This is a genomic window from Mycobacterium sp. NPDC004974, from assembly GCF_053600815.1.
On record NZ_JBSGAQ010000005.1, the window covers coordinates 257,578 to 276,997 of the forward strand.

The 19,420-nt window shown below is 67.7% G+C and carries 21 protein-coding genes; 8 read left to right on the forward strand and 13 right to left on the reverse strand.

Annotated features, from left to right (window positions below; genetic code table 11):
* The first annotated feature begins 139 nt into the window (after positions 1-139).
* The 4 genes from ACWEFV_RS14580 to ACWEFV_RS14595 all read left to right on the forward strand — a co-directional run bounded on the left by ACWEFV_RS14580 (position 140) and on the right by ACWEFV_RS14595 (position 4,233).
* Complete coding sequence (locus tag ACWEFV_RS14580; RefSeq protein WP_167857880.1) at positions 140-736, forward strand: GNAT family N-acetyltransferase; 597 nt, start codon at positions 140-142, stop codon at positions 734-736.
* Between the two features lie 11 nt (positions 737-747).
* On the forward strand, positions 748-1,464 hold the full coding sequence (locus ACWEFV_RS14585; protein ID WP_135455723.1) for an LppM family (lipo)protein: 717 nt from the start codon (positions 748-750) through the stop codon (positions 1,462-1,464).
* Positions 1,465-1,586: 122 nt separating this feature from the next.
* Complete coding sequence (gene idsA2 / locus ACWEFV_RS14590; RefSeq protein WP_135455725.1) at positions 1,587-2,675, forward strand: bifunctional (2E,6E)-farnesyl/geranyl diphosphate synthase; 1,089 nt, start codon at positions 1,587-1,589, stop codon at positions 2,673-2,675.
* Positions 2,676-2,706: 31 nt separating this feature from the next.
* Positions 2,707-4,233, forward strand: coding sequence for an alpha-(1->6)-mannopyranosyltransferase A (locus ACWEFV_RS14595; protein WP_450070657.1), 1,527 nt, complete (start codon positions 2,707-2,709; stop codon positions 4,231-4,233).
* Here ACWEFV_RS14595 and ACWEFV_RS14600 read toward each other — a convergent pair.
* A complete protein-coding gene (locus ACWEFV_RS14600) occupies positions 4,222-4,626 on the reverse strand; it encodes an Rv2175c family DNA-binding protein (protein WP_450070658.1) in 405 nt (134 codons plus the stop codon). The two genes, ACWEFV_RS14595 and ACWEFV_RS14600, sit on opposite strands and share 12 nt — an antisense overlap.
* Positions 4,627-4,662: 36 nt before the next feature.
* Between ACWEFV_RS14600 and ACWEFV_RS14605 the strand changes: the two genes are divergently transcribed.
* A complete protein-coding gene (locus tag ACWEFV_RS14605) occupies positions 4,663-5,934 on the forward strand; it encodes a protein kinase domain-containing protein (RefSeq protein ID WP_450070659.1) in 1,272 nt (423 codons plus the stop codon).
* On the opposite strand, the gene ACWEFV_RS14610 is transcribed toward ACWEFV_RS14605, so the two are convergent.
* The 3 genes from ACWEFV_RS14610 to ACWEFV_RS14620 are packed head-to-tail and all read right to left on the reverse strand — an operon-like array spanning position 5,931 to position 8,756.
* A complete protein-coding gene (locus ACWEFV_RS14610) occupies positions 5,931-7,328 on the reverse strand; it encodes a class II 3-deoxy-7-phosphoheptulonate synthase (RefSeq protein WP_135455732.1) in 1,398 nt (465 codons plus the stop codon). The genes ACWEFV_RS14605 and ACWEFV_RS14610 overlap by 4 nt on opposite strands.
* Positions 7,329-7,332: 4 nt before the next feature.
* A complete protein-coding gene (locus ACWEFV_RS14615) occupies positions 7,333-7,881 on the reverse strand; it encodes a polyadenylate-specific 3'-exoribonuclease AS (protein WP_135455734.1) in 549 nt (182 codons plus the stop codon).
* A complete protein-coding gene (locus ACWEFV_RS14620; protein WP_135455736.1) occupies positions 7,881-8,756 on the reverse strand; it encodes a hypothetical protein in 876 nt (291 codons plus the stop codon). Before ACWEFV_RS14620 ends, ACWEFV_RS14615 begins: the two co-directional genes overlap by 1 nt.
* An 83-nt stretch (positions 8,757-8,839) precedes the next feature.
* Here ACWEFV_RS14620 and ACWEFV_RS14625 point away from each other — a divergent pair, with 83 nt between their 5' ends.
* Positions 8,840-10,153, forward strand: coding sequence for a glycosyltransferase family 87 protein (locus ACWEFV_RS14625; protein WP_450070660.1), 1,314 nt, complete (start codon positions 8,840-8,842; stop codon positions 10,151-10,153).
* Here the strand turns inward: ACWEFV_RS14625 and ACWEFV_RS14630 are convergent.
* The 5 genes from ACWEFV_RS14630 to ACWEFV_RS14650 all read right to left on the reverse strand — a co-directional run bounded on the left by ACWEFV_RS14630 (position 10,150) and on the right by ACWEFV_RS14650 (position 13,613).
* Positions 10,150-10,893 (reverse strand): lysophospholipid acyltransferase family protein, encoded by a 744-nt coding sequence (locus ACWEFV_RS14630; protein WP_135455740.1) that lies wholly within the window; start codon positions 10,891-10,893, stop codon positions 10,150-10,152. The two genes, ACWEFV_RS14625 and ACWEFV_RS14630, sit on opposite strands and share 4 nt — an antisense overlap.
* Before the next feature lie 108 nt (positions 10,894-11,001).
* A complete protein-coding gene (locus tag ACWEFV_RS14635; protein ID WP_135455742.1) occupies positions 11,002-11,415 on the reverse strand; it encodes a hypothetical protein in 414 nt (137 codons plus the stop codon).
* Entirely contained in the window at positions 11,412-12,686 is a 1,275-nt protein-coding gene (locus ACWEFV_RS14640; protein WP_135455745.1) for an ArsA family ATPase, read from the reverse strand. Before ACWEFV_RS14640 ends, ACWEFV_RS14635 begins: the two co-directional genes overlap by 4 nt.
* Entirely contained in the window at positions 12,683-13,120 is a 438-nt protein-coding gene (locus tag ACWEFV_RS14645) for an SRPBCC family protein (RefSeq protein ID WP_135455747.1), read from the reverse strand. The genes ACWEFV_RS14640 and ACWEFV_RS14645 overlap by 4 nt, the downstream gene beginning before the upstream one ends.
* Positions 13,121-13,223: 103 nt before the next feature.
* Positions 13,224-13,613 carry a polyketide cyclase / dehydrase and lipid transport gene (locus ACWEFV_RS14650; protein WP_135455749.1) on the reverse strand — a complete coding sequence of 130 codons (390 nt, stop codon included), beginning with the start codon at positions 13,611-13,613 and terminating at the stop codon, positions 13,224-13,226.
* Positions 13,614-13,854: 241 nt separating this feature from the next.
* On the opposite strand from ACWEFV_RS14650, the gene ACWEFV_RS14655 reads away from it, so the two are divergent.
* Positions 13,855-15,651, forward strand: a complete 1,797-nt coding sequence (locus ACWEFV_RS14655; protein ID WP_450070661.1) for an AMP-dependent synthetase/ligase — start codon at positions 13,855-13,857, stop codon at positions 15,649-15,651.
* Positions 15,652-15,661: 10 nt separating this feature from the next.
* Here ACWEFV_RS14655 and pimB read toward each other — a convergent pair whose 3' ends face one another.
* From pimB to ACWEFV_RS14675, 4 genes are all read right to left on the reverse strand, one after another.
* Positions 15,662-16,795, reverse strand: coding sequence for a GDP-mannose-dependent alpha-(1-6)-phosphatidylinositol monomannoside mannosyltransferase (gene pimB, locus ACWEFV_RS14660; protein ID WP_450070662.1), 1,134 nt, complete (start codon positions 16,793-16,795; stop codon positions 15,662-15,664).
* Between the two features lie 60 nt (positions 16,796-16,855).
* Positions 16,856-17,731, reverse strand: a complete 876-nt coding sequence (locus ACWEFV_RS14665) for a peptidase (protein ID WP_450070663.1) — start codon at positions 17,729-17,731, stop codon at positions 16,856-16,858.
* Entirely contained in the window at positions 17,700-18,833 is a 1,134-nt protein-coding gene (gene ripC, locus ACWEFV_RS14670) for a peptidoglycan hydrolase RipC (RefSeq protein ID WP_450070664.1), read from the reverse strand. The genes ACWEFV_RS14665 and ripC overlap by 32 nt, the downstream gene beginning before the upstream one ends.
* A 152-nt stretch (positions 18,834-18,985) precedes the next feature.
* Entirely contained in the window at positions 18,986-19,252 is a 267-nt protein-coding gene (locus ACWEFV_RS14675; RefSeq protein ID WP_286175061.1) for a hypothetical protein, read from the reverse strand.
* On the opposite strand from ACWEFV_RS14675, the gene ACWEFV_RS14680 reads away from it, so the two are divergent.
* Positions 19,173-19,403, forward strand: coding sequence for a hypothetical protein (locus ACWEFV_RS14680; RefSeq protein ID WP_167857645.1), 231 nt, complete (start codon positions 19,173-19,175; stop codon positions 19,401-19,403). The genes ACWEFV_RS14675 and ACWEFV_RS14680 overlap by 80 nt on opposite strands.
* The last annotated feature ends 17 nt before the right edge of the window (positions 19,404-19,420 follow it).

Genomic DNA, 19,420 nt, shown 5'->3' on the forward strand with positions numbered 1-19,420 from the left:
CCGAGCCGTACCACCTTGTTCGCCCTCGATTGTAGGTCGTTCCGAGATCACCCCGGTCGAGGGGACCGACCGCCTCACAGCCGGATAATGCTGAAGATAATGAGCTCGGCAGACACCGGGCGGGCGAAAGGCGAGGGCATTGGCGACGTATCTCATCGATCTGTCGCCGGACGACATGAAGCGCCGGCTCCCCGAGGCGCTGCGCGTGTACGTCGACGCGATGCGCTACCCACGCGGAACCGAGGAACAGCGCGCCGCGCTCTGGCTCGAACACACCCGCCGCGCAGGCTGGAAATGCGTGGCCGCCGTCGAGGTCGCCGACCCGGCGGCCGCGCCCGACAGCGCCGACGTGAACGACGCTCCGCTGCAGGGAATCGCCTACGGCTACAGCGGGGCGCCCGATCAGTGGTGGCAACAGCAGGTCATCTCCGGCCTCCAGCGGGTGGGCGCCAGCCCCGGACACATCGCCGACCTGATGGCCAGCTACTTCGAACTCACCGAGCTGCACATCGCGCCCGGCGCACAGGGTCAGGGCCTCGGCGAGGCCCTGACCAGGCGACTGTTGGCCGGACGCGCCGAATCTCACGTGTTGTTGTCGACCCCTGAGATCAACGGCGAGGCCAATCGCGCGTGGCGGTTGTACCGGCGACTCGGCTTCACCGACGTGATCCGCGGATACCACTTCGCCGGTGATCCCCGGCCATTCGCCATCCTCGGTCGCCCACTGCCGCTGTGACATCTGGCACGATGACCAGCGTGCACGTCCGACCACCGAGCCGCCTTCCCAGACGTAGCCGACGGACCCGCGTCCTCACCCTGGTGATGTTGCTGCTGATCCTGCCCATGGCGGTGGGCTGTGTCCGGGTCCGCACCTCGATCACGGTGTCCCCCGACGACCGGGTGTCCGGCCAGATCATCGCCGCGGCAAAACCCCGGGACGCCGACGACAAGGGCCCCCAGCTGCTGAACAACCTCCCGTTCGCCACGAAGGTCGCGGTCTCGGAATACAGCCGCGACGATTTCGTCGGCTCCCAGGCGGTGTTCTCCGACCTCACCTTCGCCGAGCTGCCCCAGCTGGCCGGCATGAGCCGCGACGCCGCCGGAGTCGACATCTCCCTGCGCCGCGCCGGTGACCTGGTGATCCTGGAGGGCCGGGTCGACCTCACCTCACTGTCCGATCCACAAGCCGATGTCCTGCTGACCGTGTCGTTCCCCGGCGAAGTGACCTCGACCAACGGCGATCAGGTGAGCTCCTCGATCGTGGAATGGAAACTGCGGCCGGGCGTCGTCAGCACGATGAACGCCCAGGCGCGCTACACCGACCCGAGTGCCCGGTCGTTCACCACCGCGACCATCTGGCTCGTCATCGGCGCGTTCCTGGTGGCCGGAGTGATCGGTGCCCTGGCCTGGATGAGCCGCGACACCTCGCCCAAGCCGGGTGACCCCGTCGCCGGCAGCGACTGAGCGGACCGTCCCGGCCGAGCTCACAGCTACGCCGCACTCGCTTGGTACAAAACGCGTGGCACGCTCTACGCTGAGTGCACTCGGGGACACATCGTTGACACAGAAAGGGGCGGGCGCTGAGCGTGCAAACATCGGCTCCGTCAACCGTCGAGCTGGCGGGAGCCGTCACCGACCAATTGCGCGACTACCTGCGTGAGCGCCGCCGCGACTGCGAATACATCGGAACCGACTACGCCGAGCTGACCGAGGCCCTCGAGGAGTTCGTGCTCCGTGGCGGCAAGCGGATGCGCCCGGCCTTCGCCTACTGGGGCTGGCGCGCGGTGATCGATCCGGCCGACCGCCCGGCCGGTCCCGACGTGCTGAGGCTGTTCGCCGCGCTGGAAATGCTGCAGGCCTGCGCCCTGGTTCACGACGACGTCATCGACGATTCAGCCACCCGGCGTGGCCTGCCCACCGTGCACCGGCTGTTCGCCGACCGGCACCGCGACCGCAACTGGCACGGCTCGTCCAAGCAGTTCGGCCTGTCGGCGGCCATCCTGGCCGGCGACCTGGCCCTGTCCTGGGCCGACGACATCGTCGCCGCGGCCGACATCCCGGCTGACGCGCAGCGCCGCGTCCAGCAGGTCTGGCGGCACATCCGCACCGAGGTGCTCGGTGGCCAGTACCTCGACATCGTCGCCGAAGCCAGCGGTGCCGAATCGGTGGCCTCGGCGATGAACGTCAACACCTACAAGACCGCGTCCTACACGGTTGCCCGGCCACTACAGCTGGGCGCGGCGGCCGCCGCCGACCGGCCCGACGTGCAGCAGATCTTCCACCAGGTCGGTAACGATCTCGGCGTCGCCTTCCAGCTTCGCGACGACGTCCTCGGGGTGTTCGGAGACCCGGCGGTGACCGGCAAGCCGTCCGGTGACGATCTGCGATCCGGCAAGCGCACCGTGTTGCTGGCCGAGGCACTCGAGCTGGCCGACAAATCCGATCCCGGCGCCGCCGAGCTGCTGCGCACCTCGGTGGGCACGGAGCTGTCCGATGAACAGGTCGGCGACCTGTGCCGGGCCATCGAATCGGTCGGCGCGCTGGCCGCGGTCGAAGCGCACATCGAACTGCTCACCCACCGCGCCCTGGATACGCTGGCGGCCGCACCGATCCACGACCAGGCGAAGACCGGCCTGGCCGAAATCGCCCGGTTCGCGGCGAACCGGTCGGCGTAGAACGCCGTCACCACGACATGACAGCTCCCTCATGACGCCCTTGCCTACCGAGACCCCGAGCACCGGGGTCGCACAACATATCTCGCGCTTTGCCGCATTCGCGGTGTCCGCCGAGGCCCGGCCGGCCCGGCTGGGGTGCCTGGGCGCAGCCCTGCTGACGATCGGTGGTCTGGGCGCGGGCAGCACCCGACTGCACGACCCGTTGCTGGAGTCCCTGCACCTGTCGTGGTTGCGGTTCGGGCACGGTCTGGTGCTGTCCTCGATCCTGCTGTGGGTCGGCGTCGCTGTGATGTTGATCGCCTGGCTGTGGCTGGGCCGGCGCGTGATCGACGGCACCGCCACCGAATACACCATGGTGGCCACCACCGGGTTCTGGTTGGCTCCGCTGCTGCTGAGCGTGCCGCTGTTCAGCCGCGACACGTACTCATACCTCGCCCAGGGCGCCCTGCTGCGCGACGGCTTCGACCCCTATGTGGTGGGCCCGGTCGAGAATCCGAACTCGTTGCTGGACAACGTGAGTCCGATCTGGACGACGACCACCGCACCGTACGGACCGGCGTTCATCCTGGTCGCGAAGTTCGTCACGATCCTGGTGGGCGACGACGTGGTGGCCGGCACCATGCTGCTGCGGTTGTGCATGCTGCCCGGCCTCCTGTTGCTGATCTGGGCGGCGCCACGGGTGGCCCGCCACGTCGGTGCCAACGGGGCTGCGTCGCTGTGGATCTGCGTGCTCAATCCGCTGGTGATCGTGCACCTGATGGGCGGCGTACACAACGAGATGCTGATGGTCGGCCTGATGATGGCGGCGATCGCACTGACCTTCGCGGGCCGGCCGGTGATCGGGGTCAGCCTCATCGCGATCGCCGTCGCGGTCAAAGCGACCGCCGGGCTTGCGTTGCCGTTCCTGGTCTGGGTATGGATGCGCCAACTGCGGGACAAGCGAAGCATGCCCGCCCTGCGGGCGTTCGCCCTCGCCACGGCCGCCTCGGTGCTGATCTTCGTGGCGGTGTTCGCGGTGACGTCGTTGTTGGCCGGCGTCGGCCTCGGCTGGCTGACGGCGCTGGCCGGGTCGGTCAAGATCATCAACTGGCTCACCGTGCCCACGGCGGCCGCCAACCTGATCAATGCCATTGGCGGCCTGATCTTTCCGGTCAATTTCTACGCAGTGCTCGAGGTCGCCCGGATCATCGGCATCCTCACCATCGTGATCGCCCTGCCACTGTTGTGGTGGCGCTACCGCCACACCGACCGCGAAGCCCTCACCGGCATCGCCCTGGCCATGGTGGTCGTCGTGCTGTTCGTTCCGGCCGCCCTGCCCTGGTACTACACCTGGCCGCTGGCGGTGGCTGCCGCCCTGATCCAGACCCGGCCCGCCATCGCCGCGGTCGCCGGATTCTCCACCTGGATCATGGTGATGTGGAAACCCGATGGGGCACACGGCATGTACTCGTGGGCACATGTCCTGCTGACCACGGCATGCGCAGTGGTGGCGTGGTACTCGCTCTACCGCACACCCGAGACGACGCCCGAGGCGCAGGGCCAGCCGTCAGTAACCTAGCGCCTGCGCGCGGCGCAGGACCTCGCGTGCCTGGTGGGAATGCAGCGCGTCGACCGGGCGGGCATTGGACACCTGCTCGGTGCGGCCGTCGGCGGTGATCGTCAGCGACTCGTCCGGGGTGAACAACCAGCGCACGATCTCGGTGTCGCGGTAGCCGCCATCGCGCAGCACGACCAGCAGACCGGGCAGGTGCTTGACCACGTGACCGTCGCCGTCGAAGAAGATCTTCGGCACCACCAGGGCGCGGTTGCGGCGCACGGCGATCAGCTGCCCGTCACGCAACTGTTGGTGCACCTTGGTGACCGGGATGCCGAGCAAATCCGACACTGTGGGTAGGTCATAGACGGCCTCGTCGGGGGCCAGAACGTCATCGGCCGCTGGAATGCTGCTCACCGCATCGATTCTAGGACCTCGTCCGAAACTCGTAACATGTGTCCGGTGGGGCAGCAATCGGATCCACTCGTCGGCACGATGCTCGACGGGCGTTATCGCGTGGACACGCCCATCGCCACCGGCGGCATGTCCACGGTCTACCGCGGCCTTGACGTCCGCCTGGACCGTCCTGTGGCCCTGAAGGTGATGGACTCCCGCTACAGCGGCGACAGCCATTTCCTGACCAGGTTCGGCCGTGAGGCCAAGGCCGTGGCCCGGCTGAAGGATCCCGGGTTGGTCGCGGTGTACGACCAGGGCGGCGGAGGCTCAGGAAAAGGCCCAGACGGGCAGCCACCCTTCCTGGTGATGGAACTGGTCGAGGGCGGAACGCTGCGCGAACTACTGGCCGAACGTGGTCCGATGCCGCCGCATGCGGTCGCCGCGGTGCTGGAGCCGGTGCTCGGCGGGCTGGCGGTGGCACACCGCGCCGGACTCGTACACCGCGACATCAAGCCCGAGAACGTGCTGATCTCCGACGACGGCGAGGTCAAGATCGCCGACTTCGGTCTGGTACGTGCCGTGGCCGAGGCCAAGATCACATCGACCAGCGTGATCCTGGGCACCGCGGCCTACCTGTCCCCCGAGCAGGTCAGCACCGGTGACGCCGACCCGCGCAGCGATGTGTACGCGGTCGGCATCCTCACCTACGAACTTCTCACCGGCGTCACACCGTTCACCGGAGACTCCGCACTCACGGTCGCCTACCAGCGGATGGACAATGACGTGCCCGCACCCAGCGCGGTAATCGCAGGGGTACCAACACAATTCGACCAGTTCGTGCGCCGGGCCACCGCCCGCGACGCCGCGCAGCGATTCGCCGACGCCGATGACATGCGGGCCGAACTCCACGCGATCGTCGACGACCTCGGCCTGCCGGCGTTCCGGGTGCCCGCTCCGCAGCAGTCAGCACAGCACCTGGCCGCGACCCGCGTCCATGATCTCGCCGAGCCCGACGATCCCCGCGTCGGGGCCACCACCGTCGTGACAGCCGCACCGCCGCCCCCGCCCCCGGCACCCGCGCCGCGCCAGCCCACCCGCGAGATCACCCGGGACCGACATGACTGGGCGCCGATCCCGGCTGATCCCGACACCAGTGAATACTCTTTCGGCGCAGGACAATTCGCCGGTATCGAGATGAGTGAGTTCTACTGGGCCCGCCACCGCGCCAAACGGGTACTCGCGTTCTGGTTGATCGCGATCATCACGCTGACCGGCCTTGTCGCCGCCGCGGCCTGGACGATCGGCAGCAACGTCGGCGCTTTGCTCTAGCTGCGCAGCATCTCGGCGACGAGGAACGCCAACTCCAGGCTCTGCTGGGTGTTGAGCCGTGGATCGCAGGCGGTCTCGTAGCGGCCGGACAGGTCCGAATCCGAGATGTCCTGTGCCCCACCGAGACATTCGGTCACGTTCTCGCCGGTGATCTCGACATGGATGCCACCGGGGTGGGTGCCCAGAGCGTTGTGCACCTCGAAGAACCCCTGCACCTCGTCGACGATGCGGTCGAAGTGCCGGGTCTTGTAGCCCGTCGACGACTCGTGGGTGTTGCCGTGCATCGGGTCGCACTGCCAGATCACCTTGTGGCCAGTGGCCTCGACCTTCTGGATGATCGCAGGCAGCAGATCGCGCACCTTGTTGTTGCCCATCCGCGTCACCAGGGTCAGCCGGCCGGGCTCGTTGTTCGGGTCCAGCCGCTCGACATATTCGACCGCCTGCTCCGGGGTCGTGGTCGGCCCCAGCTTGATCCCGATCGGGTTGGCGATCACCTCGGCCAGCGCGACGTGGGCACCGTCGAGCTGACGCGTGCGCTCACCGATCCACAGGTAGTGCGCGGACTGGTCGTACAGCTTGGGTGGTCCGTCCGGGTTCTCCGCCGGGTCGGACAGGCGCAGCATCGCGCGTTCATAGTCGATGACCAGCGCTTCGTGGCTGGCGAAGATATCGGCGGTCTGCAGATTGCGGTCGGCCACCCCGCAGGCGGACATGAACTTCAGGCCGCGGTCGATCTCCCCGGCCAACGCCTCGTAGCGGGCCCCGGCGGGCGAGGTCCGGACGAACTCGCGGTTCCAGTCGTGCACCAGGTGCAACGACGCCAGCCCTGACGAGGTCAGCGCGCGCACCAGGTTCATGGCGGCGCTGGCATTCGCGTAGGCCCGCACCAGCCGCGACGGATCATGGTCGCGCACAGCAGCATCCGGGGCGAACCCGTTGATCATGTCACCGCGGTAGGACTTCAGGCCCAGCGAATCCAGATCGGCCGACCGCGGCTTCGCGTACTGGCCCGCGATCCGGGCCACCTTGACCACCGGCATGCTCGCGCCGTAGGTCAGCACGACCGCCATCTGCAGCAGGGTGCGGATGTTGGCCCGGATGTGCGGCTCGGTGTTGTCGACGAACGTCTCGGCGCAGTCGCCACCCTGCAGCAGGAACGCCTCGCCCCGCGCGACGTCGGCCAGCAGGCTCTTGAGCTTCTCGATTTCCGACGGCACGGTGACCGGCGGCACGCTCTCCAGCACGGTGCGCATGGCTTTCGCCTCGTCCGCGTCCCAGCTGGGCTGCTGCACGGCCGGCTTGGCCAGCGCTGACTCGAGCCGCTGACGCAGCTCGTCGCTCAGCGGAGGTAGCGGCGGCAGCTCGTCGATGGGGATGTCAACGGTCCAGTTCACCCATTCATGGTAGCCGCCGGTGAACGGCCGTTTTCGCCGGTTGCGTGGTGTCGGATTCCCGCGCCGGCGCCGGCCCAAGGCCCGTCATCAGCTGGAACCGGTGCAGGTTGTGCCGTGCGTCGACCAGCGCGTCATGCGCTTCGGTCGGCCGCGGTGGCATCCGCGGTGATCCGCGGTCCTCCCAGAACTGCCGCAGCTCGCGGGTGAATCGCGGCATCGCCGGAGGCAGATCGGTCATCGGGCCCCACAGCTGGCAGAGCACGACGTGGTCATAGGCGCCCACCCAGGCCCACAACTCGATCGGCTCGTCACCGTCGATGTCGAAGAAATCCTCCAGTTCCGACCGGATCTGCCGCCGCGACCGCCAGAGTTGCGAGGACGGGGACGGCAGCTTGGGCAGCACGTGCTTGCGTACCCACCGACCCGCGCGGTCCGGATTGAACTCGGTCGAGATCGCGTAGTACTCGCGTCCGTCCTCGGCGGCCACGCCGATCGAGATCAACTCGATGGTGCGACCGTCGTCGATGAACTCGGTGTCGTAGAAATAGCGCATCAGGCGATCTGCTCCGTCTTCGTGTCCGGCACTGTGACCGGGGCGGGGGCCGCGTGGATCTCCCGATCGAGCTCCGCGTCGACGGCGGCGTCGTCGGGGAACTTCGGCATGCCGGTGATCGCGTCCTGCAACCACAGTTTGGCCTGCACCACGGGCCGGCGCAGCCAGCGCTCCCGTTCCAGCGCGCGGTGCATCTTGCGGGGACGACTCGTGTAGCGCCAGCGTGCCCACGGTGCGTGCGGCCGCGACAGCCGAACCGCCCCGACGAACAACAACGGGGTTATGAACATGCCCACCAATCCAGTCCACACCTTGCCTTTGAGCAGGACCACCACCGCCAGCAGCAGGGTCAGTACCGCCACCATGACCACGAGTACGCGGATGGCCAACGACTGGTCCTCGCGCCAGATACCGATATCAAAGAATGACAGCGGGTTGAAACCCAGGATCAACAGCCCCGCGACCGCCACGGCCGCGAACACCGCGTCCACCGAGGTGCGGCCGTCCTCGGCCCAGTACACATCCGAAAGGTGCAGGATCAGCGCGAACTCGTCGAGCACCAGGGCCGCACCGATGCCGAAGAACACCGCGGCAACGGTGAACTCCGCTACACCGCCGTTGACTGCCAACGTCACCATCGTCACGCCCGACACCATCACGAGCACGACCCCGATCACCATGTGGTGAATGTGCACGGAACCGTGTCCCATGTTGCGGGGCTGCCACCACTTGGGCGGGCGTTCGCTGTCGGCATTCCGGCGGATGTAACGCACCACGATGCGGGTCACGAAGAACGTGAGAATGAACGCCACCAGGCAGCACAGCAAAGGCAGACGATCCTGGGTGAGGAAATCGAGATGAACGGTCGCGTGCACGCACAGAGAACTTACGCCGACCGGCGCGCGGCGCGAGAGCGGATGCGCCGTCGGCGGGTTACCCCCGATAGTCTGTTGAGAACATGAGTAAGCGGCAGTCGCCCGGCGGAGTTGGTTGGGCACCGACGATCGGGTGGCGGCTTTTTCAGTTGCTCACAGTGGCCGGGTTGATCCTGGTCGGCTGGCGGCTGCTGGGCCACGTGCCCTATCGCATCGACATCGACGTGTACCGGATGGGCGGACGGGCCTGGTTGGACAACCAACCGCTGTACGCCGACGGCGCCATCTTCCACACCCAGGGCGGCCTCGACCTCCCGTTCACGTATCCGCCGCTCGCGGCGATCATGTTCGCGCCGTTCGCCTGGCTCTCTCTGCCTGCGGCCAGTGTGGCGATCACCGCCACCACTCTGGTGCTCCTGATCGTCTCGCTGGTCATCGTGCTCACCCGGCTGAACGTCTGGCCGGAGACCACGATCACCTCGGAGCCGGTCTGGCTGCGCCGCTGCTGGCTGGCGACCGCGCTGGTGGTGCCTGCGGTCTTCTGGCTGGAGCCGATCCGGTCGAACTTCGAGTTCGGCCAGATCAACGTGGTGCTGATGACGCTGGTGGTCGCCGATTGCGTACCGCGCCGGACGCCGTGGCCACGCGGTGTGCTGCTGGGCCTGGCGATCGCCCTCAAGCTGACTCCCGCGGTCTTCCTTCTGTATTTCCTGCTGCGCCCCGACGTCCGCACCCTGCTACGGACCGCCGCGGCCGCAGTGGTGGCGACGATCGCCGGATTCGTGCTGGCCTGGACGGATTCGATCGAGTACTGGACCGAGACGGTGCGCAACACCGACCGGATCGGTACGGCCACGCTCAACACCAACCAGAACATCGCGGGCACGCTGGCCCGGCTCGGCCTGTCCGAGGGGCCGCGGTTCCTGTTGTGGGTGGCCCTCTGCTTCGCGGTGCTGGCCCTCACGGTTTGGGCAGCCCGGCGGGCCCTGCGCTCCGGCACCGATGAGGCCCCTGTGGTCGCACTGATCTGTGTGGCGATGTTCGGCCTGGTGGTGTCACCGGTGTCGTGGTCACATCACTGGGTCTGGACCCTGCCGACCCTGGTGGTGACCGGTGTGCTCGCCTACCGGATGCGCAAGATCCCCCTGGCCGCGCTGTCGCTGGCCCTGGTGACCCTGATCGGACTCGCCCTGATGGTGTGGACGCCCATCGCATTGTTGACGCCCCACCACGAGACCGCCGCGTCGCTGATGCGGCAGCTGGCCGGTGACGCCTACCTGTGGTGGGGACTCGCAGTCATCGCGGTCATCGGCTTCGCGTGCGCCGCCCGGGCGGGTCAGACCACCGCTGAGCCCGCCGCCCCACTGGTCCGGTTGACCGGCGGCGAAACGTCCTAGCCCGCTGCGGCGTGCGGCAGCCGGGACGCGGGCTTGCTCGCGTCGACCGGCTGGCCGTTGGTCTGCTGCGCGCTCTCCTTGATGGCGGCGGCATAGATGTCGACGTACTCCTGACCGGACAGGTCCATCAGGTCGTACATCACCTCGTCGATCACCGCGCGCTCGATGAAGCGGTTACCGGCCAGACCGTCGAACCGGCTGAAGTCCATGGGCTTGCCGAACCTGACCTCGACCCGGCCGAACCGCAGCCCCTTCGACCCCGGCGGGTTGACCACATCGGTGCCGACCATGGCCACCGGGATCACCGGCACACCGGTCTCCAGGGCCAACCTGGCCAACCCGGTCTTGCCCTTGTAGAGGCGGCCGTCCGGGGATCGGGTGCCCTCGGGATACATACCGAGCAGCTTGCCCTCACCCAGGATGCGCTTGGCGGTGGTCAGAGCGGCCTGCGCCGAATCCGCATCGGTGCGGTCGATCGGCACCTGTCCGACGACGGTGTAGAACCAGGCCAGGAACCGGCCCTTGATCCCGGTACCGGTGAAGTATTCCTGTTTGGCCAGGAACGTGATTCGGCGGCTGACCGCCAGCGGCAGGTAGAAGCTGTCCATCACCGCCAGGTGATTACTGGCCAGGATGGCCGGACCGTCGGTCGGAAGATGTTCCAGCCCAGTGATTTTGGGCCGGCCGAGGACGGCCAGCAAGGGGCCCAACAGGACGTACTTGAACAGCCAATACCACATGGACCCTCCACCTTGTGCGCACCGCGCAATGCTCTGCGACAACTGTACCCAGGCCATGTTGTGGCTACCACAGCAAGCCCTGGATGCCTGCTGAGTCTCAGCAATGCCTCAGTCTTCGACCGTGACCGGGATGTGCTGGTAGCGCCCCGGAGGCGGCGGGGGCGGGTAATCGTCGGGCGGCGGTGCATCCGGTCCCCCGTCCGGCGTCGGGCTACCTCCGCCGGGACCGCTATCCCCACCACCGCCGGACCCATCGGCCCCCTCATCGAGGATCGCGCGAATCACCGTCAGCAGGGCCACACTGTGCTCGGCGATCACCGACAACAGCGGATGCTGCTCACCGTTGACGACCGCGGCCAACGCACACACCGGGCACCACACCTGCTGGCACTTACCCGGGCTGTCATCGGCCGACGCCGCGAAATTGGCCGCTACCAACCGCACCGCCGGATCCAGCCGGTCCAGGATTTCCTGCGCCAACTGCCGCAACTCCGAACCCAACTCGGGATGAGACCCCGTCATGCCGGCCACACCTCCGGATTCGGACGAAAACGTACCGTCAGTTCGCTACCCCGCAATTGCGCATCTGCCACGGTGCACCGACGCAGGACAGAGGCCAACCGCACCCGGCGCCGCATACCCGCGACACCGATGATCAAGTCGTCATCGACACGCCCCAGCGTGAGGCCGGCCGAATCGATCTGCGGTAACTCTAACCTCAACCGGTACACGGCTTCGAGTCCAGATCCCGACTCCCGGTCGACGACGGGCCGCAATGGGCCCGGTGGCGGCGACCCGTCACGGCGTCGCGCGCTGTCGATCAGCTCCCCCAGCGCCTTGGCGCCGATCGGCTCCCCCGGCACGTGCGGTACGAGCACCAGCTGCACATCGCCGATGGTGGCATCGAGATCGTCGAGCACCGACTGCTGCTCGGCGATCCGCTCCGTGTACCAGTCGAACGCGGGATGGGCCGGAAGGTTGTGGTACTCGAACGAATCATCCTGCACCAAAATCTGATTCACGATGATCTCGGTCACCTCGACGCCCATCAGGGCAAGCGATCCCAGCGTCCGCGAGGCTTCGGCCGCCACCACCCGTTCGGGGGTGAGCACCAGATGGGCGCTCACCCGGGACCCGTCGGTGAGCAAGGTCCCCAGCCTGCGGATGCCCGAATCCACGCGTTCGATCAGGGCGACGATGGCCGCGCTGACCGCATCCGGTGAGCCCGACAGCCTGCGGTGCCGTGGCCAGGCCCGCTCCAGATACAGGCCGAAGGTCTCGGGCAGCGTGAGCATCCGCAAGGCATCGGCGGTCGAGGCACAGTCCACCACCACGTGATCCCAGCGTCCGGAATCGGCGAGCTCCCCGACCTCGTGCAGCCCGAGCACTTCCTGGATCCCCGGAAGCGCCGAAAGTTCTTCGGGGGCAACGTCTCCCAGATCCGATTCGGGGAAGCGGGCCGCCAGCGGCCCGGCCGTCTCGACCCAGCGCGCACCGAGTAGGGCCAGCGTGTCGAGCGCGAGGGCGTCCAGCACCCCGCCCGCTTCCGTCAGTCCGGCGTCCAGATCGCTGAGCACCCGGGTGGGGGCACGTTGACCGGTTGGGGCGAGCGCGATCCCGAGAACATCGCCCGTGGAATGAGCCTGATCGGTGGACACGATCAGCACCCGCTGACCGGACGCGGCGTCACGAACCGCGGTGGCCGTCGCCAGCGTCGACTTACCTACGCCGCCCTTGCCGACGAACAGGCTGATCCTCGCAGGGGTCCGTGCGCTCCCGTCCGGCGAAGTCACTCAGCCTCTGCTCGCTTCTTCAGGTCTTTGAGCGCGGTGTCAGTCAGCCGCCGCTCAGCCTTCCGCTTGAGCAGACCGATCATCGGGATGATGAGATCGACCGACAGCTCATAGGTCACCTCGGTACCGGATCCCTTGGGCGCCAAGCGGTATGCCCCCTCCAGCGACCGCAGCAGCGAACTGGATACCAATGACCAGGTCACCGAGGTGCGATCGGCGGGCCACACGTAGGTCAGCACCATGGTGTCCTTGAGCACCGCGGCGTCGAGCACCATCCTGGCGGTCTTGGGATTGCCCTGCGCGTCGGTCTCGAGGACCTCGGCTTCCTTGTATTCGGCGACCCACTGCGGGTACGAGCCGATATCGGCGATGACATCCATCACCGTCACCGGATCAGCGTCGATATAGATGGTCTGTGTCGTCTTGTCGGCCACCGCGTCGCCCTTCTCCCCGCCCCACGGGGCTGCCGTGCTCCCCTGCCCCGCGGGGATGCCCTGGCTCTCGCCGAGAAATCTACCCTCCCGTGAACAAACGTGGTCAGGCCAGTCGAGACACCCCGACCGGGCGAGCCGACTCCAACCGCTGCTTGATCCCGAAGGACATCACCTTGCCCGCCACGCGGCGTTGGTGGTTCATTTTTGCCAGATCCATCTCGGCCAACTGTTTGGCCGTGGCGCCGGACGGTTCGGCATGCAGGAAGTAGTGCAGCACCACACCGTCCATCACCTCCTCGAGCCAGACCTCCATCGTGCCGGTCAACGCACCGGTCACGTTCCAGCGGTGGCCCTTCTCGGCGCGGTCCTCGACGACGTTGAGCACCAGGTCGGGCCACCACCGCCGCCAGCTGGCGGGATCGGCAACCGCGGCGCCGACCGCGACAGGATCGGCGCAGACGAATGTCTCGTCTGCGATCTGAATGCTGTTCATGCGGACTAGCTTCACATATGTGTGATGACCACCGCACACAGCCGGGAGAAGCAACGATGACCATCACCCCTCGCACGGCCACCCCGCTCGTGGCCGCTGCGCCGGCCATCAGGGTGCTACCGCACCGGGCGGTGTGGCCGGATCGACGACGACAGAATCCAAACCCGTGCTCTGGGTGAGCGCCTGACGCGGACTAGGCTGACCCGCAAAGTCGGTACCACAAGCCTGGGAGGGCAAGATCGTGCGTGAGTTCAGTGTTGCCGCGTCGTTCACCGTCGACGAGCACGACAACATCGTCAGTTCGGTAGCCGCGCACGCGGCCGAGAGCCCTGACCACGTCATCTTCCGGCGCCTGGTCAACGGCACCTGGACCGACGTGACCTGCGCCGAAGCAGCCGACCAGATTCGTGCGGTCGCCCTGGGCCTGATCGCCGAGGGCATCCAGCCCGGTGACCGCGTGGCGATCCTGTCGGCCACCCGCTACGAGTGGCCGATCATCGACTTCGCGATCCTGTCGGTCGGCGCGGTGACCGTGCCGATCTACGAGACCTCCTCGGCCGAACAGGTGCGGTTTGTCCTCGACAACTCCGCGGCGCGGATCGTCTTCGCCGAGACCGACACGCACGCCGAGACCGTGGAACAGCTCCGCGGCCAGTTGCCCGAATTGCAGAAGGTGCTGCGGATCGAAGGCACCGGCACACCCGCGCTGGAGGCCATGGCCGAAGCCGGTAAAGCGGTCGACGCCGCCGAGATCGACACGCGCCTGGCCGGGATCCGTTCGGCCGACCCGGCCACCCTGATCTACACCTCCGGAACCACCGGACAGCCCAAGGGCTGCCAGCTGACCCACTCGAACCTGCTCTACGAGATCCGGGGAGCCAAGGCCTGCTTCCCCACTGAGCTGGCCGCGGGCGAACGGATGCTGGTGTTCCTGCCGCTGGCCCACGTGCTGGCCCGGGCCATCACCATCGCCGCCTTCACCAACAAGGTCACCCTCGGCTTCACCAGCGACATCAAGAGCCTGGTCCCGACCTTCGGCGTGTTCAAGCCGACCCTGGTGGTCTCGGTGCCCCGCGTGTTCGAGAAGGTCTACAACACCGCCGAGCAGAACGCCCGAAACGACGGCAAGGGCAAGATCTTCGCGATCGCCGCCGACACCGCGATCGAGTGGAGCAAGGCCCAGGACACGGGCGGCGCCGGGCTGCTGCTGCGGGCCAAGCATGCGCTGTTCGACAAGCTGGTCTACGGCAAGCTCCGGGCGGCCCTGGGCGGTGAATGCCGGGCGGCAATCTCCGGCGGCGCACCACTGGGCGCGCGGCTCGGCCACTTCTATCGCGGTGTGGGACTGAGCATCTACGAGGGCTACGGCCTCACCGAGACCAGCGCGGCGATCACCGTGAACCGGGTCAACGACCTCAAGGTCGGCTCGGTCGGCAAGCTGATGCCCGGCAACAGCATGCGCCTCGCCGAGGACGGCGAGTTGCTCGTCAAGGGCGGCGTGGTGTTCAGCGGCTACTGGGGCAATGAGACCGAGACCAACGCGGTCTTCACCGACGACTGGTTCCACACCGGCGATCTGGGCGCCATCGACGACGACGGCTTCCTGACCATCGTCGGCCGCAAGAAAGAGATCATCGTGACCGCGGGCGGCAAGAACGTCGCACCCGCACTGCTCGAGGATCGGCTGCGGGCCCACCCGTTGATCAGCCAGGCGATGGCCGTCGGCGATAAGCAGCCGTTCATCGCCGCGCTCATCACCATCGACCCCGAGGCGTTCCCGGGATGGAAGCAGCGCAACGGGAAGGACGCGGGCGCCTCGGTGGCTGATCTGGCCGACGACCCGGACCTGCTGACCGAGATCGACCTGGCGGTCAAGGAGGCCAATCAGGCTGTGTCGCATGCTGAGTCGATCCGCAAGTTCCGGATCCTGCCCGTCGACTTCACCGAGGACACCGGTGAACTCACCCCGACGCTGAAGGTCAAGCGCAAGGTGGTGGCCGAGAAGTTCGCCACCGACATCGCGGCGCTGTACGGCTGATCCCGCGGGCTCAGCCGGAGAGCAGCCCGGTCAGCCGGGCGCCCTGAGAGCGCCACTGCCAGTTGTCGACCGCCCAGTGCCGTCCTGCCACGCCCATCGCGGCAGCGCGGCCGGGATCGGCCAGCACGTCGCCCACGGCCGTCGCGACCGCAGCCACATCGGTGCCGTCCACCACGGTGCCGGTCTGACCGTCGAGCACGGTTTCCGGTGCCCCGCCAGAGGTTCCGGCGATCACAGGTACGCCGCAGGCCGACGCCTCCAGGTAGACGATGCCCAGTCCCTCGACATCCAGGCCCGCCCCCCGGGTACGGCACGGCATGGCGAACACGTCGGCCATCGCATGGTGGGCGGGCAGTTCCGCACCCGGCACCGCACCTGTGAAGTGGACGTCGGCGGCCACATCGTGGGTGTGTGCGAGTTGTTGCAAGCTCTGCAGATACGGTCCCCCACCGACGATGACCAACGCCGCATCGGGGACGCGGCGCCGGATGGCCGGCCACGCCCGGATGAGCATGTCCTGCCCCTTGCGCGGCACCAGTCGGGACAGGCACACCACCACCGGGCGCTGCCCCAGCCCGTAGCGGGCCCGCAACTCCGCCCGGGCCACCGAGTCGGGCACGAAGCGGTCGGTGTCGACGCCGGGCGGCAGATGTTCCAGCGCCGCACGGGGACCGAACGCCGAGGCGAACCTGCCGCGGGTGTAGCGGCTGATGAACGTCACGACGTCGGCGTCGTCTCCGATGCGGCGCAGTGCGCTCCGTGCCACCGGCAGCATCGACCAGCCGACCTCGTGGCCGTGGGTGCTCGCCACCACCCGCCTGGCTCCGGCTCGCCGGGCCAGCGGGCCCAGCAGCGCCAGCGGCGCGGCCGCCCCGAACCACACCGTCTCGATGTCGTTCTCGGCGATCAACCGCTGCATGCGGGACGCCACGGTCGGCTCCGGCACCATCAGCGTGGTGGGATGCCGCACGACGCGGTACCCGGCCGCGTCGTCGAAGTCTGCGCTGCCCTTCCATTTCGGTGCATACACCGTGAGCTCGTGCGAGCCGTCGCGCACCAACTCACCGACGAACGCCTCCAGGTACGACTGGATACCGCCGCGGCGCGGCGGAAAGTCGTTGGTGACCAACAAAACCCGCGTCATCGCGGTTGACCGCTCTGGCGCGACCCGTCTGCGCTCCGTCTGCTCCCCATCGGCGACAGGCTATCCGGTCAGCCAGCGGCGCCAACCGGCAACCACGCCGTCGAGGTCGGCGCCCAGCGTCTCCCGCACTGCAGTGGCCACATCCGGATGACCGGGGCCACATGCGCGCAGGTACAGCTCACGCAGCTTCGGAACCCCGTAGGCGTCGGCAACGTAGCGGCTGAACCACCACGCCCGGTCATAGGCCAGACTGCGGGCGGCGCCGGGTGTGTCGAGGTCCGCATCGGTGGGCAGCTGGGCCAGCTCCGCCGCCTGCGCCGGTGCCGCGGTGGGCGGCCGACCGACATAGTCGGCCACGCCCTCGGTCAGCCAACGCGGTGCATCGGCCGCGGTCGCCGACCGGGCCGCGTAATGGAACAGCTCGTGGCGCAGCACGATTCGTAACGCGGCAGGACTCATGTCGGCGGCGCCCAGAGCGAACATGATCCGCGCCGCGGTGGTGGTCGCGGCAATGTCGGGGGCTCCGCCGGCCAGTACCCGGAACTGCTGATCGGACCCCGCGACCGCGATCTCGATGTCTCTCGGCCAGTCCGGACCCCAGAATGCGGTCACCGTGGCGGCCGCCGCACCGAGTTCGGATCCCAGGCGGCCCAACAGGGCCTGCGACTGCGATCCACCCAGGGCCAGCAGCCGGGCGGTGCGCCCGTCCGGCAACACCATCGTGGTGACGGGTTCGGGTTTGCGCAGCGTCGAGGCGACGGTGGCGCCGGACGACGCATCCGGAGGTGGGGTCGGCGGCGACTTCCACAACAGGGCCGCCGCCAGAATCAGTTCGACCAGCAAGACCGCTGTCAGCAGCCGCCGGCCGGCGGTCAGCGTGAAACTGGCCGCCCTATCGGGACGCTCAGTACCGACGGACGTTGTAGATCGGCGCATTGTTGACCGGGGCGACCCGAACCGGGGTGCCGTAGGTCGACGCGTGCACCATCATTCCGTCACCGATATAGATGCCCACATGGGAGGCGTCGGAGTAGTAGGTCACCAGATCACCCGGCTGCATCGAATCCGAAGAGACCGGCTGACCACCGCGGGCCAGCGCCTGGCTCGAATGCGGCAGCGAGATGCCCGCCTGCTGGAACGCCCACATCACCAGGCCCGAGCAGTCGAAGGAGCTGGGGCCTGCCGCGCCCCAGGAGTAGGGCGAGCCGATGCGGCTCAGCGCCGCCTGGATGACAGCGCCGGAGTGGCCGCTGCCCCCACCCGCGAGGGCGCCTTCCGGCGGGGCGACATCACCGGGCGGAATCCCGTTCGGCGGGTCGGCCAATACGGCGGGATCCTGCGGCGGCAACGCCTCGGGCGCAGGCACCGGCGGCGTCGGGGGCAGGGCCGTCATCGCTTCCCGCTGGGCCGGGCTCAGGGCCTGGTACTGCGACTTGACGACCGCAATCTGCACCTGAAGCTGACTTTGCTTGGATTGCAGATCGGCGCGCACCGCGGCGGCCTGCTCGGCGGCGGTCTTGGCTTCGGCGGCCGATTTCGCCGACTCCTGCTCAGCCCGAGCAGCCTTCTCGCCCACCGAGCGGAAGCTCTTCATCTGTGCCGACATCTCGGTCGCCATCACCCGCTGCACCGCGAGTTGTTCGATCAACTGCTGCGGCGAGCTGGCCGTCAGGATCGCGTCGACACCGGAGGTGCGGCCCCCCATGTACTGGGCCGCAGCTACCTTGTTGACCGAAGTCTGAAAGATTGCCAGCTGCGACTTGGCCTGATCGATCGCCGCGGTGTCGTCGGCATGCTTCTTTTCCGCAGTCTCCTGTGCGACAAGCTTATTGTTCAGGTCGAGCTGCGCGGAGTGCATCGCCTCGGTGGTCTGCTCAGCCTGACGGGACAGCTCATTGAGCTTTGCCAGGGCATCATCACCGGGATCGGCGTGCGAACTCGTAGCCAGGAGTCCGGATATCAAGGTCAAGCCCGCTATTGCACCTGCAATGGGTCGCTTGACACGACTTGTGGGCCGGTGCGCGCGGTCGTGCCTCAAGTATTCGTCCTCACAACTGGCGATGGCGAGCCGCCTCGAACTGCTCTTAGGTCTCAGATAGGTTACGAAACGGCATCGGGCTTGTCCAACGGAAGCTGCAAATTTAACAGCCGTCCCTGAATATTTTCCTGTGCACGAACCGCTGCGTGTCGTCAGGCGACTCCCGATCTACCGTCCCGGTGAATCGGAACGAGTCGCAGCCGCGGCGCAAGGCCCACGTCAGCGAGCACTTCCAATGCCTGACGCTCGTCATCCAGCAAAGTTTCGGGAACCCCGAGCAACACACTCACTACACAGTCCTGACATCCGGGCCCGCGTACCGCGCAATCGTCGCAGTCGATGGTCACGCTGCCGGTGTCCGGCTGGTCGGGGCAAGGCTCGTCGGCCCAGGACCAGGTGTCCTGCCGCACTCCGCTCATCTTGACCGTCCTCTCGATCGGTGTTGCGCGCACCGTAACGCCGGGCACCGACAAGGAGCGCAGCGGATTGGAGCGACGACCCGACAAGGAGCGCAGTGGATTGGAGCGACGACCCGACAAACCCGGGCGCAGCGGCGGCGAGCTTGCCTGATGTTGTCAGTGGCAGTG